The organism is Pelagicoccus sp. SDUM812002 (assembly GCF_031127835.1).
Lineage (GTDB): Bacteria > Verrucomicrobiota > Verrucomicrobiia > Opitutales > Opitutaceae > Pelagicoccus.
In genome coordinates this window covers 128,531-143,112 of sequence record NZ_JARXHX010000011.1, presented here as the reverse complement: position 1 = coordinate 143,112, position 14,582 = coordinate 128,531, and the positions used below count along the sequence as shown (strand labels likewise).

The 14,582-nt window shown below is 53.3% G+C and carries 10 protein-coding genes; 5 read left to right on the top strand and 5 right to left on the bottom strand.

Going from position 1 to position 14,582, the window contains the following annotated elements; all coding sequences use genetic code 11:
* Nucleotides 1-241 precede the first annotated feature (241 nt).
* On the top strand, nt 242-1,549 hold the full coding sequence (locus QEH53_RS16095) for an NAD(P)/FAD-dependent oxidoreductase (RefSeq protein WP_309024243.1): 1,308 nt from the start codon (nt 242-244) through the stop codon (nt 1,547-1,549).
* Nucleotides 1,550-1,651: 102 nt separating this feature from the next.
* Here the strand turns inward: QEH53_RS16095 and QEH53_RS16090 are convergent, their stop codons facing one another.
* Nucleotides 1,652-3,109 carry a Do family serine endopeptidase gene (locus QEH53_RS16090; protein ID WP_309024242.1) on the bottom strand — a complete coding sequence of 486 codons (1,458 nt, stop codon included), beginning with the start codon at nt 3,107-3,109 and terminating at the stop codon, nt 1,652-1,654.
* Nucleotides 3,110-3,671: 562 nt separating this feature from the next.
* Between QEH53_RS16090 and QEH53_RS16085 the strand changes: the two genes are divergently transcribed.
* From QEH53_RS16085 to QEH53_RS16075, 3 genes are all read left to right on the top strand, one after another.
* Nucleotides 3,672-4,121: a CopD family protein gene (locus QEH53_RS16085; protein ID WP_309024241.1), complete on the top strand. Its 450-nt coding sequence runs from the start codon at nt 3,672-3,674 to the stop codon at nt 4,119-4,121.
* A 34-nt stretch (nt 4,122-4,155) separates the two neighbouring features.
* The gene (locus QEH53_RS16080; protein ID WP_309024240.1) at nt 4,156-5,028 is read left to right on the top strand and encodes a cation diffusion facilitator family transporter; all 873 of its coding nucleotides are present in this window, start codon (nt 4,156-4,158) and stop codon (nt 5,026-5,028) included.
* A gap of 784 nt (nt 5,029-5,812) precedes the next feature.
* A complete protein-coding gene (locus QEH53_RS16075; RefSeq protein ID WP_309024239.1) occupies nt 5,813-8,455 on the top strand; it encodes a TonB-dependent receptor in 2,643 nt (880 codons plus the stop codon).
* A gap of 662 nt (nt 8,456-9,117) precedes the next feature.
* Here the strand turns inward: QEH53_RS16075 and QEH53_RS16070 are convergent.
* From QEH53_RS16070 to QEH53_RS16055, 4 genes are all read right to left on the bottom strand, one after another.
* Nucleotides 9,118-9,480 carry a hypothetical protein gene (locus tag QEH53_RS16070; protein WP_309024238.1) on the bottom strand — a complete coding sequence of 121 codons (363 nt, stop codon included), beginning with the start codon at nt 9,478-9,480 and terminating at the stop codon, nt 9,118-9,120.
* A gap of 293 nt (nt 9,481-9,773) precedes the next feature.
* Complete coding sequence (locus tag QEH53_RS16065) at nt 9,774-11,429, bottom strand: ammonia-forming cytochrome c nitrite reductase subunit c552 (protein ID WP_309024237.1); 1,656 nt, start codon at nt 11,427-11,429, stop codon at nt 9,774-9,776.
* A 67-nt stretch (nt 11,430-11,496) separates the two neighbouring features.
* On the bottom strand, nt 11,497-12,021 hold the full coding sequence (gene nrfH / locus QEH53_RS16060; RefSeq protein WP_309024236.1) for a cytochrome c nitrite reductase small subunit: 525 nt from the start codon (nt 12,019-12,021) through the stop codon (nt 11,497-11,499).
* 519 nt (nt 12,022-12,540) lie between these two features.
* Nucleotides 12,541-12,711 (bottom strand): hypothetical protein, encoded by a 171-nt coding sequence (locus QEH53_RS16055; RefSeq protein ID WP_309024235.1) that lies wholly within the window; start codon nt 12,709-12,711, stop codon nt 12,541-12,543.
* Nucleotides 12,712-13,159: 448 nt separating this feature from the next.
* Between QEH53_RS16055 and QEH53_RS16050 the strand changes: the two genes are divergently transcribed.
* Complete coding sequence (locus QEH53_RS16050) at nt 13,160-14,458, top strand: cation:proton antiporter (protein ID WP_309024234.1); 1,299 nt, start codon at nt 13,160-13,162, stop codon at nt 14,456-14,458.
* Nucleotides 14,459-14,582: the final 124 nt, after the last annotated feature.

Here is a 14,582-nt window from a genome sequence, read left to right as displayed (position 1 = left end):
AGGGAAGTTATTCTTATCGAAGTCACACGAGAAAGCCGATGCTCTTGAATTGATGGCAACTGATTCCTCTCATTCCTCATCCGCTGCCGGACGAGGGTGGGTCGCTCGAGCTTCAACTGCTAAGAAATATACACGCCATTTGCCTTGTCCGCGCGATTGTCGCGAGACGAGGTTTTTTTGTATCCAAAAAATTATGTAGTTCGAGCTGCGGCACTAGCAGTGCAAACAGTCGAAGGAATTTATGAAGAAACCGCACATACTCGTCCTCGGAGCTGGCTTCGCCGGCATCGAGTTCTGCAAGCGCATCGACGGAGAACGTTTTGACGTCACTCTCGTCGACCGCCAAAACCACCACCTCTTCCAGCCGCTGCTCTATCAAGTCGCAAGTAGCGGTTTGGCGGTACCAGAGATTGCTCAGCCAATTCGCACCATACTCTCAGGAAAGAAAGGGCTGCAAATTCTGATGGACGAAGCGGTAGGCATCGACCTGCGAGCTAAGAAAGTGGAGCTGCGCCGGCAAACGATTCAGTATGACTATTTGCTTTTGGCCTTTGGTGCGGTGACCGGTTACTTCGGAAACAACCAGTGGGCACGACATGCTCCGGGACTGAAGACGGTCAAGGATGCGACGCGTATTCGCCAAAGCATACTTTATGCTTATGAACAGGCTGAGACCTGCGAAGACGACTTGGAGCAAAGACGCTTGCTCACCACGGTCGTGATCGGGGGCGGGCCAACGGGTGTAGAGCTCGCCGGGGCTTTTGCCGAGCTCGCTCGCCACAGTTTGGCTCGAGACTTTTCGAATGTCGACCCAGAGCGAAGCAAGGTGATCCTGATCGAAGCAGGAGATCGCGTACTGGGGCACATGGATAAGCGAATGTCGGAAGCGGCGTTGCGTCAGTTGCGAGCTCTTGGAGTAGATGTAAGACTCAATACCAGGGTAGAGAACATCGATGAAGGAGTGGTCGAGATCGAAGGAGAGCGTATCGAAGCGGCGAACATCCTATGGGGGGCGGGTGTGGAAGCGCATCCTTTGACGAGGACGCTAGGAGTCGAGCTCAGTCGCGGAGGGAAAATCCTTGTGGAGTCGGACCTGAGCGTGCCGGGCTTCGACGAGGTTTTCGCCTTGGGAGATATTGTGGACCTCGTTGATGCGAAAGGAGTCAGGGTCCCCGGTGTCTCTCCTGCGGCGATGCAAATGGCGAAGCATGTGGCGAGTTGTTTTAACGGCGGCTGCTTCGAGAAAACGCCAGCTGAACGAAAGGCCTTCACCTATTGGGACAAAGGAACCATGGCGACCATCGGTCGGAGCAAGGCGGTAGCGGAGGTTAAGTCGTTTCGCATGCGTGGTTTCATTGCGTGGCTAGCATGGCTTTTCGTACACCTCGTTTTCCTGATCGGATTTCGCAACAAAGTTGTGGTGTTATTCCAGTGGGCGTATTCGTATTTAACGTACAGAAAGGGTGCTCGAATTATTCACTCAGCTGAGGATCTGGATAATCCGTCGGTATCGAAAGAGAATGATCCTTTGCCTCGGGTAGGGGAGTAAAGCTCGTATGCAAATCAAGAAGGTGTCTCATTTAACTTTTCACGAAAACGGCCGCGAACTTCTCCGCGGCCGTTGGTTGAAAGGTTTATTCGCCTTAGCTTTTTACTCGACCCTGAGGGCGAGGTATCCAGTACGGCCTCTACTGTAGATGAAGAGCTTATTTGCTCCGCTCCTTAAAGCCTCTCTCGCTTCGCTCACAGTTTCGATGGGAGAGTCGTTGATCTCGAGTATTACGACTCCTTCGCCAAGAGAGCGAGCGTATGGAGAATCCGGCGACACGTCAGTAATGACGACTCCATTGATGTTTTCCGGAATACGGAACTGCTCCGCGAGCTCGGCATCGATGGCGGTGACTTCCACACCGTCGACGAGTTCGTTTGCGCCCATGGCAAACCGACCGGAAGCGCTGCCGATAGTGATGTCCACAGTCTTGCGATCACCGTCCCGCAGTATCTCTAGCTCGACCTTGGATTCGGGAATCGTATTGCCGATGCTGATACGGAATTGATTAGCAGTCTCTACTGGCTTCCCGTCGACCGCGAGAATGATGTCGCCATGCTCTATACCGCCCTTGTCCGCCGCCGAGTCTTCTTCTACATCTTGGATGAGCACGCCTTTCGTGTTATCGAGTCCGAACGCTTCAGCGAGGTCGGGGGTCACGTCTTCGATGGAAACTCCGAGGAAGCCACGGCGAACTTCACCTGAATCGGCGAGTTGCTTAGAAACGTTGACTGCTAGGTTCGATGGAATCGCGAAACCGATGCCGATGTTTCCTCCACTGCGGGAAATGATGGCTGAGTTGATGCCAACGAGTCTTCCGTTAGCGTCGATCAAGGCTCCGCCGGAGTTACCGGGATTGATCGATGCGTCTGTCTGAATGAAGCTCTCGTACCCACGATCGCCGTAAATGCCGATGCGGCGGTTCGTGGCGGATACGATCCCTTGAGTGACAGTTAAGCCGACTTCCATAGGATTGCCGATCGCGAAAACGACGTCTCCAACTTTGATGTTGTCGCTGTCCGCGATCTTGATTGCGGGAAGATCGTCTGCGTTGATCTTCAATATCGCGACGTCAGTAAGCGGGTCGGTCCCGACGATTTCGGCCTCAATTTCGCGGCCATCGTTGAGACGTACCAGGATTTCATCCACCTCTCCTGATCGTTGGTCGGAGACAACGTGGTTGTTCGTAATGATGTAGCCGTCTTCGCTGATGATCACACCGGATCCGATACCCTGCGGCATGCGACGCTCTTCAGCCTGCGGCACCTCCTGTTGATTATTTCGGGGAGATGGAAGTCCGAAGAAACGGCGCAGAAGCTCATCTTCAGGAGTCATGCCACGACCGCCGCGAGCAACTTTAACGATGCGTGCAGTATGCACCGAGACGACAGAAGGGGTCGCTGTTTCCAGCATATTGGCATAGCTGTGCGGGACGAAATTTTCGTCCCGGTCAATGGTTTGGGTATCTACCTCGAGTTCGAGGGGAGCCGCTTGGATAAAGGGGATAGCGGACGATGCGGCCACGGCTATCGCGAGTGAGATTGAGTGGAATCGTTTCATTTAGTGTCTCCTTATTGAGAAGTATTGTATGTCGGCAACTTGAATCGCCGAAGACCTTTTCTTTGTCCCTGCAAACGAAGCGCCAAGAGTCGTATGCCGCGTAAACTGTTGCGGGACAGGGGGAATATGACTCGCTCAGGTGGGAGCGGTTCCATGGACGAGGGAAATTATGGCTCACCATTTTTCGAGTGCATGTGCCATTGTTCCACAGCGTGAGGTCAAGTACGGAATGGTCGCTTCTGAGAAAGAGGACTAAGGCGTACGAGCGTATTCGAAGATGCGTTACAGCAACTCAAAACCTTCGGATCGAACCTATCCATGATTGCGGAGTCGAATGTATGAGTTCAGATGACGGCTGGGAAGTGGGGATTGCTAGGAAAATTTACGGATCTACGCGGGTTGTTGGGCGGAGAGCGAGAACTTCTCTCTGGCGTTGTTTACTCTGGCATTATCGCTGATAGACTTGTGCCGAGACGGAGGTTGAAAGGTGTTGCGTGTCGTCACTTAATCCGAAGCCTCACCATTTGCGTTAGGCATTGGAATTGAAGAAGCGGTTTCGGGTATGAACATTTATGGCAGTTTGATCGTTCTGCACTTGTTAGGTGCGTGCGTTTGGGTCGGCGGCCACTTCTTGCTGGCTGGGTTGATTCTACCGCAAGCCTATCGAGTGCGTGACACGAGCCTCGTCTACCGAATCGAATCTGCTTACGCGTCAGTTGGTATACCTGCCTTGCTGCTCGAGGTTTCGACGGGTTTGGTCTTGGCTTATTTGCACCTACCTGAACTCGCCTCTTGGCTCGACTTCTCGAATCCAATGGGACGGCTAGTGGGAATCAAGGTGATATTGCTCCTCCTGACATTGGCCTTAGGGTTTGATGTCCGTTATCGCCTTTTCCCGAAAGTCGAAACGGATGGCTTAGCAGTGCTCAAATGGCATGTCAGTTTGATCACGATTCTATCAGTGCTGCTCGTTTTCGTGGGTGCTTCCTTCAGAATCGGGTGGATGTATTGATGGTGATGCGTATCCAGGAAGCTGAGAATGAGATATGTCTGAAGGCGTTGATCCAAATCGATTGAGCACCTTGAGCCTGTTGGCGAATATATCGCTGGCGGGTGTGAAGCTCTTGGTCGGGTTCTTTGGAAATTCCTTCGCATTAATCGCTGATGGGATCGAGTCGCTGGCGGATATCGTGTCGTCCGCCATCGTTTGGACCGGCGTTCGCATCTCGGACAAGAGCGCGGACCACGATCATCCTTATGGCCATGGCAAGGCGGAGGCAATCGCAGCATTATTGGCTAGTGTGGGGTTGCTCGTTTCGGCCACCTTCATTGGGGTCAATGCAGTCCGTGAGATCCTTGTGCCGCATCACACTCCCGCTTTGTTCACGGTGCCGGTGTTAGTGGTGATCGTTTTGATCAAGGAGTGGCTGCACCATGTTCTGCTGCATTCTGGAAGACGCATGGAGAGCGGTGCACTCAAGGCCGAAGCCTTGCATCATCGAAGCGATTCGCTCACTTCGCTTGGCGTGCTGGTAGGCATCGGCATCGCCATCTTTGCTGGTCCGGGTTTCGAGGCTGCGGATGATATCGCTGCCCTGTTGGTCACGGTGTTGATCGTTTACAACGCGATCCGTATTGCCCGGCCCGCACTAGACGAGCTCATGGACAAGCGAGTAGAGGATTTCCGCATCGATGCGATCGATAAGCTGTCTCGCGCGATAACAGGTATCGAATGTTTGGAGACGATTGTGGTGCGACGAAGCGGCCGCGAGTTTGTAGCTGAAATCCACATGGAAGTCGCACCCGAGATGAGTATAGAGAAAGGGCACCGACTTTCTCATCAGTTGAAAGACGCCTTGCTCGCCGATCCTTCGTTGCGCCTGACGCATGTGGTGGTGCATGTTGAACCTTTCGGCTAGGGCTGGCTCGGTCGACACGCTCATCCATAGTTTATAAGTCTATCTTCCTATTCAAAAAAACCGATCCCGTTGGTCGGCGATTCGTAAGGAATGCCTCGCACGTGGGAAAAGGGGACTAGGATCCTCACGAGCCTTTGTATTGCCGTGGAACATAGGTACCCGGAGGTCCGAAGGCATACTGCATTGCGAGTTGAGGGTCGGGAACTGTATTGTATAAGAAATATGGTTACGAGACTCGGGTACGGTTCGCGCTGAAAGGCTCCGTTTTTTATATAGCAAGAGAAGTTTATTTCTGCTTGCTGTAGATATCTTGAAAATTTCTCATATAGAAATATAGGAGCCGTTGCATTTGGAGAAGAAATAGTCGGAGGATCGTCGCCTTTCGTGCTCGTGAATTCCCCCATTGTAGCAATCGTCGTGCACGAATTTAGCGCTGTAAAATTGGTGAGTTTGTTCGAATTCGATATGCCAAACTTGCGGTTGTAGCGGATATATTTGAAAATATTGGTTATTTTAATATATTATATTTAGTAGGATTTGTAATGTAATAGCGAGTGGCGAAATTGGTGGATTTTATTTGTAAGCGACTGTTTATCAATGGAATATTGAACATTGAAGAGAACTCATTAAAACCGGGCGTCGGTTATGGACCAGCGATTTTAAACCGAAATAAGGCCGCTCTGCTGCTAGGCGACGATGGTTTCGAGTGGTGTGTTGGAGCGTGTTTGGCGCTTGTGATGCTCGGGGCAGAAGTGGTTTTTCACTTAAAAAACACCACAAAAAGATGTCTACACACAAACCGTTCAAAGCAGGTGAAGATTCACTTTGTCTTCCCTCGCTAGACTGTGAGAAAGCTTGTAATCGAGCTGCTCTCGCATGCGCTGCAGGATCTGCAGCTGTCGTATTCGCTGCCTTTGCTCCGGCACAAGAAACGACCTCCGATACAGGTTTCGAAGTATTTGAAACCTTTACTGCCGCTGGACAAGGGGACAGCCGAGCCAGCAATTCGTTGAATCTTGAAGCTATTGAGATCGCGACTCCCGGTCAGTCCCCCTTCAAGCTTGTCGACAAGATTCCAGGAGTTAACGTTGTTTCTCGCGACCCCTTCGGTCATTATGAGGCGACCGACGTTCGCGTGAGAGCGTTCAGTATTCAAAATTTGGGGGTAACATTAGATGGGGTTCCCGTGGGAACGAGCAGCTCCCGCTATGGGACGCCGGTGACCCGCTTGGTTGACAACCAGAATCTCACTGCAGTGAAGGTTTCTCAGGGCGCGGGGGACGTCACCACTCCCGCTTATCAGGCCCTTGGCGGTTCGCTCCAGTACTTCACCAAGGACCCGAGCGAGGAGAGGGGCGCTTTCTTCAGCTTAGCCTATGGTTCATTCGACCACATCAGCATGTTTGGCAAGTACGAGCTAGGAGAGTTTCTTCCCGGTCTTACTGGCTACCTGAGCGGCTCGCACTTTGAGTTCACGCCTCGTGGACTTGACGGCTTGGCGGTCGGTATGGCCCGTCGTTATGAAGGCAAGTTCAAGTACCGTTTCCCTTCCGATAAGGCCTCGATATCCTATACGTTCACCTACAACGATCGTGATGACTTCGATACGCAAGGGTTGGATTGGGGAGAGTGGCAGGATGCTGAAGCGGGTAATTACCGCGGCACGGGTCAAGGCTATATCGAATACACTCCTTGGGGCGGTTACATCGATCAGGTGGGCGTGAACAACTTGGGCGACCTTTCTGACCAAGGGAGAAATCTCGGACCTCCGACTTATATAGATCCCGATGTGGGTCCAGGCGAAGGGATCAACGCACGCTACTACAATCTCTGGCGCAATGGCCGTATGGATGCGCTGCAGCGAATTATAATGGATTACCAGTTCGGAAACGGTAATACGCTTTCCGTAATTCCGTATTACCAGGATAAAAACAACTATGGTCTATTCGGTCGCGACAACGGTTACGCTCAGGACAAAATTCGCGAAGCTTACGCGGCCGATCCTAGCCGCACCGATATATGGTCATCGCCATGGTACGATTCGGATGGTAACGCTGTTAACGCGAGCGGTGAGATTGTCACTGAGTACAGTGGTGACCACGCTTTGGTTGCTCCTGGCACGCCTGCCTATGCTGATGGTGTAGCGTTTGTTCCTGGTGTTCCAGGTCGTACGGGTCGCGACGAAAACTTCGGCGGTCATCGTTACGGCGTATCCGCGACTTACACTATGGAGACGGAGAACAATAAATTGATCTTCGGTGGCTGGTACGAGTTTGACCATCATGGCACCGAGCGTCCCAATATGAACCTCGAAGGTGGGTCCATCCTTGGCTGGTTCGAGTACGACCAGTTCAATTTTATGAACTATACCCGTTATCTCGATCAGGATGTAACACAGATATGGATACAAGACACGTTTACCACTATGGATGGCGACCTAGAGATCATCGTAGGCAACAAGGCCATCGAACTGACGCGTGATGCTCGCGGATTTCTGACTGCTTCCGAGTGGATCCAAAACGAGGTGACGGTTCGCTCTACGACCTACGAAGACTACTTCCTGCCGCAGTTTGGTCTTCTTTATTCACTCAATGACAGTACCGAGCTGTTCTTCAATTACTCTGAAAATATGGCGACGCCCAGCACGGGTACAATCACCACGGCAGGGGACTCCTTTAATCCAGATATCCTAAAGCCGGAGTATTCAGAAAACTTCGATATTGGCATTCGCGGTAACATTGGAGCCAATAGTTATAGTGTGCAGGCTTATCGGATTAGCTATACCGATCGTATTCTGTCCTCCTCCGTCCCGCTGGACTCTCCAAACGCGGGCGCTGCGGGTACTAGCGTTTATCAGAATGTTGGCGGTGTAGATTCCTGGGGCTTGGAGGCTTCCGGCGATTTCCAGACCGGCATTGAAGGTCTTAAGTTAAGCGGTTCCATCGCGCTCCAGGAGACAACCTTTCAGCAAGACCTTCTTGATGAAGTCGTCTTTCTAGACCCAGGAGATCCTCTTCCGACCGCGGCCGAAGGATATCGCGTGGCGCCAACAGACGACCCGCTCGTCTACGAAATCTTCGAAGATATAAGCGGCAATGATCTTGGGAATACGCCGTTCCTAACCATGAATTTCGATGCTATCTACCGAAAGGGTCCTTGGCGCCTGAACTTTGGTGGCAAGTATTATGACGATGTCTATGTCAACACATTGAACACGCAGCCGGTTGACTCCTACACCGTGTTCGACGCGGGCGCCACTTATACCGGAATGAGCGATACGCCGCTGGATGGCTGGAAAGTGGGGTTGAGTATCTATAACTTGTTCGACGAATATTTCTGGGTGGCCAGAGGCTATAACGACGCGGACGGTCAGGTACTCGCCGACCGAGGACGTATGTACACCCTCAAGTTTGATTTCGCGTATTAGACGCAGGTAACAACACTTGGTTTGAGTAAAATCTGACTCACTTCTTTGTGAAGCGGGTCAACCCGAGCTCGGTCCGGCAATCTAGCTGGATCGAGCTTCGGTTTTGGGAGAATTTGCCCGCGTAGGGCACGACAAAACGCTAGTGGAGATGGCGAAGCACTTTTCACGAAGGGGTGTGAGGAGTGATTTGGCGCTTGTATATTGTTCTTGCAGTGCGGAAGACGTGGAAGTCGTCACTCCATTTTCGATTTTATGCGGAGAGACCTGTTCCTTTCGGTCCGTGACTCTTTGCCATCTGCGCGAACTCTTTGGCCCGTTCGAGCCAAAGCGGCTCTTTTGTAGCCTGATACATATCTAGCATAAACTATCGACTACCGGTGACGCCGGTGCACATGGTGAGATTCTTACGAAAGGCTTTGTATTGATAGCTAGCCTCTCCTGATCGGAGAGCCACGGTCCGCAGGTCGGGGCGCTGGAGAAGGTCTCCGGCTCGGATCAGAACCGTGCGGATTCCGACTGCTCCGTGACTATACTGGCCCCGGGGTAGCTCTTCAGCTCCAGCGATCTCATTCCAATTTAGTCAGCCTCTGCTTTCTTTGGCTTGACCAATCAATGTATTCAACAGATCATTACTAATCGTTCGGTAGGACTCGTCCTCCGTTTCAGCGAATAGCAAGCTGAAGTAGTAGGCAACGCCGGACATTTAGTGAGAGACGCCGAGGGAGTACCTGCCGCTTTGCTTCTCCTCGCTGGAAATTCATTTCATTGTTGGGGATCGAACTGACATAGGCCAGGCACCAGTCCAAAGCTTTCTCCGCCAAGCCTAGGGCCTCTCCGTCTCCTGAGTATCGAAAATAGTCGTGCAGGAACAGTGGAATACCGCCGACTCCGTTGAGCAGGTTATAATGCCTTTGAGGCTTGTTTTCGTAGTCGATCGTCTCCCAGCAAACTCCGGACTCAGGATTCTCCGCTGTTCTGCAGATGAATGAGTAAATCGTTTGGATTTCTTCTTCCCATACAGTCATGCGAAACCCAAGTCTGGATTGGGGAGCGAGCGCTCAATTCGAATAAACCGATAGAAAGTATCCATATCCGGATACGTCGAATAGACTGAAAGACGTTAGGGGAGAATTATCAATGGTTCGCTGAAACCTCGACGGTTTTATAAGCTGGCATTAACTTGTTTACGCCGAGGATAAAAATCGTATAATACAGCGTTTATAGCTTGCCTGAGAGGAGTGAATACGAAGGTAGGGTTTCTCTAGAGAGGTACGCTCCATTTTAACTTTGTAACTCTTAGGATCGCGCGAGGAGCTCCTTAGTTTTTGTCGCTGAGAGGCGGATCGACGGTGATGCCCTCGACTGCGTTTTCAGGTTCAGGGAGCTCGGGGGCTGCGGGAGCGCGTAGGCGCAAGGCGGCGGCTTGGGCTTGTCGGCTGAAGTCGATCGATTCGCCGAGAATGCGGGCTGCTTCCTGGTCGGCGTGGAATCCGAGTGAATTTTCGCTGCTGATATAATCCAGGCGCCACATGGCTTTACGCTGCAGCTCCAGTACGGGAGCGAGGTCGGCCTCGGCAGCTCCGACGCTTTGAGCTTCGCGGATGGAATCGAGCATGTCGGTCATGGCGACAGCGGCTTTGCCCATGAGGGAGCGCGTGCGATTTTGTATGGTTTTGACTTTGTCGACCAGTTCTTCCTCCGGCACATTGTGACAGGTCTGGCAGGCGTTATTTACGTTAAGCAAAGGGCTGCGTACCCAGTGGTTGGATACCTTTGTGGCACCTTGCCGTTCGTAGGGCATGTGGCAATCGACACAGCTGACGCCGCTGCGGGCGTGGATGCCTTGGCTCCAAAGCTCGAACTCGGGGTGCTGGGCCTTGTAGATGGTCGCACCGGTTTCAGCGTGTTTGTAGTCACCGAAGCGGCTGCCGTCGGGAAAGGTATGATTCTCGTAAGTAGTCTCGATGTCTTCGACCTTGAGCCCGTTTTCCCAAGGGAAGAAGAGGGTCTCTTTCGAGGCGCAGTAGTACTCCACGTGGCACTGGGCACAGGAGAAGCTTCGCATCTCTTGGCGGCTGGCTTCGACGTTGGGATCGTAGGCGGTGCGGCGAGGACCCTCGCGCCAGCGTTCGACGCTGGGCAAGTGCGGTACGGGGTCGTCGCTTTCCGCGAGGGCAGCGATGCCGAGGATGAAGCCGGGCCGGGTAACGCGTAGGGCCATGGATTGCGGATCGTGGCAGTCGACGCAGCTAACGGGATGGGCGTTGCCGATGGAATGTGGGTCTGACGCGACTTGTTTGTTAGCTGACTGCTCGAGCGCCCCTCCGGGAAAGAGCGGGTTGTCTACGCCGGGGGTGCCGTCCGTGGTCTGGAGTAGCTCCTCGTGGGCTTCGGCGTAGGAGAGGGAGCTGACATGTTTGAAGCCTTCAAGCACAGCTGGCCAATTAAAGCTAGCGGCTATTTCCTGAGGGCCGGCGGGTTGTCCCTGGGCTTCCAACCCGAGGCGGCGGTAGGTGGGGATGACGGAGGCGTGGCAGTGCAGGCAGGCGCCGCCTTGGGAGCGGTTGGTCACGCGCTTGGTAACCTCTTGGTCGTAGAGCATATAGGCGTGGCCGCGCAGTTCGCGGTAGTCTATGCTGAAGGCGTAGCCAGCATAGAGGCGGCGCAGCCAGGGGTATTGATCGAGCTTGCTGGCAGAGAGTGCGCTTGACCCGCCGTGGGTGGTTTCGGTCGAGTCGACGGATCGCTTGTAGGTGTCGAACTGGTACGGCCAGTTGGTGCCCCAAGGAACGGGGTCGGAAGTGGATTCGTCGACTTCGACGAGTCGGACGAAAGGCCGCTGGGCTTCCTGCTTGTGCTCGAAGATGGTGACTAGGAGGGCAGTAGCTCCAAAGGCGATCACCATCGCGAAGGCGATGATGGCGGCTAGCAAGCGAGCTGACTTCTTGGGGCTTGGTGTTTCGGTTTGGCTCATGGGAAGTAGGGGTGGCTGGGTACTGGCGGTTTAGGTTTCTGCGGGTGGCCGTTTGAGAAAAAGGGAGCTAGCGGTGGGCGTGGCCGACGGAGCTGTGGCATCGCACGCAGGAAAGGCTCTCTCGCGGAGAGTCGCCTTGGTCGATGAGAAGGGTGTCGTGGGCGACCTCCTCGTGGCAGTGCAGGCAGGCGTTTTGGGTGACGCGGCGGTTGCGCGGCTTGATGCGGATCGGCTTGTGGTAGTTGTCGAGAGTGAAGGCCAGGGAATGGAAGAATCCATTGTCAGCCTTGGTGACCCACTTGCCGAGCGGATGGTGGGAGAGGTGGCAGTCGTTGCACACGGCGACGTGGTGGTGGCTGGACTTTTGCCAAGTGTCGTAGTAGTCCTGCATGACATGGCAGTTGACGCAGGCCTCCGGTTTGTTGCTGAGGTAGCTGGCTCCTTGGCCGTACCCGAAGGTGAAGAGGCCCACCCCGCTCGCGAGGCCGAGGGATCCGGCTAAAACCATGTACCCGAGACCGATTGCCGCGAGGGACTGCGGTAAACGAATGCCGCCATGGCGGCTGCGTAAGCGTCGCTGCAGATTATCCATACAAGAGGTCCCGCACTATAACGCAGTAACGTTATTCTGTATAGGGCAGGGGGTAAATACTTCGGACGAAAAGGCTGCGGCTGAGTTTTTGGTGTAGATACTCCTGAACTGGCTAAAAGCTCTGTGGGCTAATCAAATAGTGTTCTGTTCTCTTCGCAAAGACCAATTTAGGGAATTGCCAGCGTGCTGAAGGAGTCCGCCGTGTCTCGCACCAAAGGAAGGTAGCTTTGCAATCAATCACTCGACCGAGCTCGTTTTTGGTATCACCTTCCTGGAAGACTACGTTAAAATTAGGGGGTGTATATAGATTGAGGATACGGAATGTCAGGTTTTTGTGGAATCATGTCGAAGGCATTCATCTTCGAGAGTGTCCGCTTCCCGGATATCCGCAGATGGCTGACCCCCAGCGGAGAAAAGGCTTAGGTAAACTCAGGTTTCGCTAGCTCCTTCTATCGCCGCCTAATATGGGCGTGGGGCGCAGCAGGCGCCAGGGCGGTGCTTTATGTAATGGTTTCTGTTTCAACGTTGCAAATAGCCAATCCAGACGAGCGTGCTAAAGTATAAACCCGCCTGCTTATGGCGGTAGGTGAAGGGAATATGGTAGTGGTCATGGCCTTCTTTGTTGCCTTTTTTTTTCTGCTCGAGAAGCCGGCTTTTATCAAGAGGGTGGTCAGGCTTCTGACTTTTCATCGTTTCCCATTTAGTTCTCATCGTGTTGAAACCTAGCAATGCTGCCCCGCCGTCTGATGTCCCGCATTTACGGCCTTGGGCTGGTCTAGAGCTCGTCGAACTGTTGATGAAGAGAAAACGTCCCTTCCGCGGCGGTGGCCACTGAAGCAACAGAAGGCTGAGCCGAATGAATTCAAGAAGTGCGCAACTGTCATTCAGAAGTAAGTGAAAAGCGAATACGGGAGATCACAATTTTTCGAGCAAACCTATGGAGGTTCGAACTCGGCTACTCAATTAGCTCGCAACGTATGTTAGGAAAATATTTAGGTCCCTAACTGTTCGAGCGAGAGGCAGCGTGTCCGGGAAGTAGGACCTTCGTTTCAGGTCTTGGAGGTTTACTTCGACCATAGTTTTGACGTCGTCCTATTTTTGGAAAGCGCGTGTGGCAGCAAAGCTGCTAGCCTAGGGGGTGTCTTTAGAATATTGGTACATCCTAGCTGGCGTCCTCTTACTCTCCGTTGCTTTGGCGGGCTCGTTCTTTCGTGGACTTCCACTGACCACCACCATGTGCTATTTTCTCATCGGGGTCGCGTGTGGGCCGTTTGGGTTTGGAATCGTCTATATCGATCCGGTGGAGAGGAGCGATACCTTAGAGCATCTGGCCGAGCTGGCGGTTATTGTATCTTTATTCACCGCGGGTTTAAAGCTGCGTCCACCGCTTAGCGACAAGCGTTGGCGAGCCTCGGCACGTCTCGCATTTGGTTCGATGGCCATCACAGTCGGTTTAGTGGCGACTGCGCTTGTATTAATTTTGGACGCCTCATGGGGAGTTGCAATCCTGGTAGGAGCTGTACTCGCACCTACCGACCCAGTGTTGGCGTCAGCAGTTCAGCTAACCGGGGCAGGAGATAAAAACCATCTCCGCTTCAACCTGACAGCGGAAGCCGGTCTAAACGATGGTACCGCTTTTCCATTCGTAATGTTGGGGCTCGGGCTGCTCGGATTGCATGATATTGGAGCGGGAGGCTGGCGATGGTTTGCAGTGGACGTCGTTTGGGCGATCGCGGCGGGCCTTGCTCTCGGCTGGGCGTTTGGTAGACTCACCGGTGAGCTCGTTCTCTACCTGCGGCGATGCCATAAGGAGGGCATTGGCTACGACCTCTTTCTAGCTCTCGGGGTTATTGCTTTATCCTACGGGGTTGCTCACGTGGTCCACGCGTATGGTTTCCTAGCTGTATTTGCTGCGGGTGTCGCCCTGCGATCGACGGAGAGGCGACACAGTGAGGCCTTGGAGGAAGCCGACTGTTACTCCGAGGTCGACGACGGGGAGAACGACTCTAATCCGGCGATGCAACCCACCCGGGCTCCGGCCCACATGACGGATATGTTGCTCGAGTGGAACGAGCAGGTCGAACGATTGTTCGAGGTGGCTCTGGTGCTATGCCTGGGCATTATGCTGTCTCCAGACCACATTCCCGTAGCAGCCCTTTGGTTCATACCTCTGCTTCTTCTCGTTATCCGTCCTATCTCGGTCATGATCGGTCTCGCTGGCCACAGCCTCAATACCAGTGGCAAACTTATGATTTCTTGGTTGGGTATCCGTGGTATCGGCTCATTCTACTATTTGATGTATGCCGTGAGTTACGGGCTTTCAGAGGGTCTCTCGCGGCAACTCCTATCGCTTGTGGTCTGGTCTATCGCCGCCTCCATTTTCGTCCACGGTGTCACCGCTTCCCCGCTCATGCGGTACTATGGGAGAAGGCAATAGCAGTTCTTGTACGTCGAGAACGATGCAACAGCCTTGAACCGTATTCCCGATGCCAGAATTCTAGACCTAGCTTAAGTAGGCGTAGGCGGATCAGAGGGCTCGAGTGAGGGCAAGTCCGTCAGCG

What these genes read in the sequence shown, in the direction of transcription:
- QEH53_RS16095 (WP_309024243.1), top strand. Translation starts at nt 242, where the DNA reads ATGAAGAAACCGCACATACTCGTCCTCGGAGCTGGCTTCGCCGGCATC.
- QEH53_RS16090 (WP_309024242.1), bottom strand. Translation starts at nt 3,109, where the DNA reads ATGAAACGATTCCACTCAATCTCACTCGCGATAGCCGTGGCCGCATCG.
- QEH53_RS16085 (WP_309024241.1), top strand. Translation starts at nt 3,672, where the DNA reads ATGAACATTTATGGCAGTTTGATCGTTCTGCACTTGTTAGGTGCGTGC.
- QEH53_RS16080 (WP_309024240.1), top strand. Translation starts at nt 4,156, where the DNA reads ATGTCTGAAGGCGTTGATCCAAATCGATTGAGCACCTTGAGCCTGTTG.
- QEH53_RS16075 (WP_309024239.1), top strand. Translation starts at nt 5,813, where the DNA reads ATGTCTACACACAAACCGTTCAAAGCAGGTGAAGATTCACTTTGTCTT.
- QEH53_RS16070 (WP_309024238.1), bottom strand. Translation starts at nt 9,480, where the DNA reads ATGACTGTATGGGAAGAAGAAATCCAAACGATTTACTCATTCATCTGC.
- QEH53_RS16065 (WP_309024237.1), bottom strand. Translation starts at nt 11,429, where the DNA reads ATGAGCCAAACCGAAACACCAAGCCCCAAGAAGTCAGCTCGCTTGCTA.
- nrfH (WP_309024236.1), bottom strand. Translation starts at nt 12,021, where the DNA reads ATGGATAATCTGCAGCGACGCTTACGCAGCCGCCATGGCGGCATTCGT.
- QEH53_RS16055 (WP_309024235.1), bottom strand. Translation starts at nt 12,711, where the DNA reads ATGAAAAGTCAGAAGCCTGACCACCCTCTTGATAAAAGCCGGCTTCTC.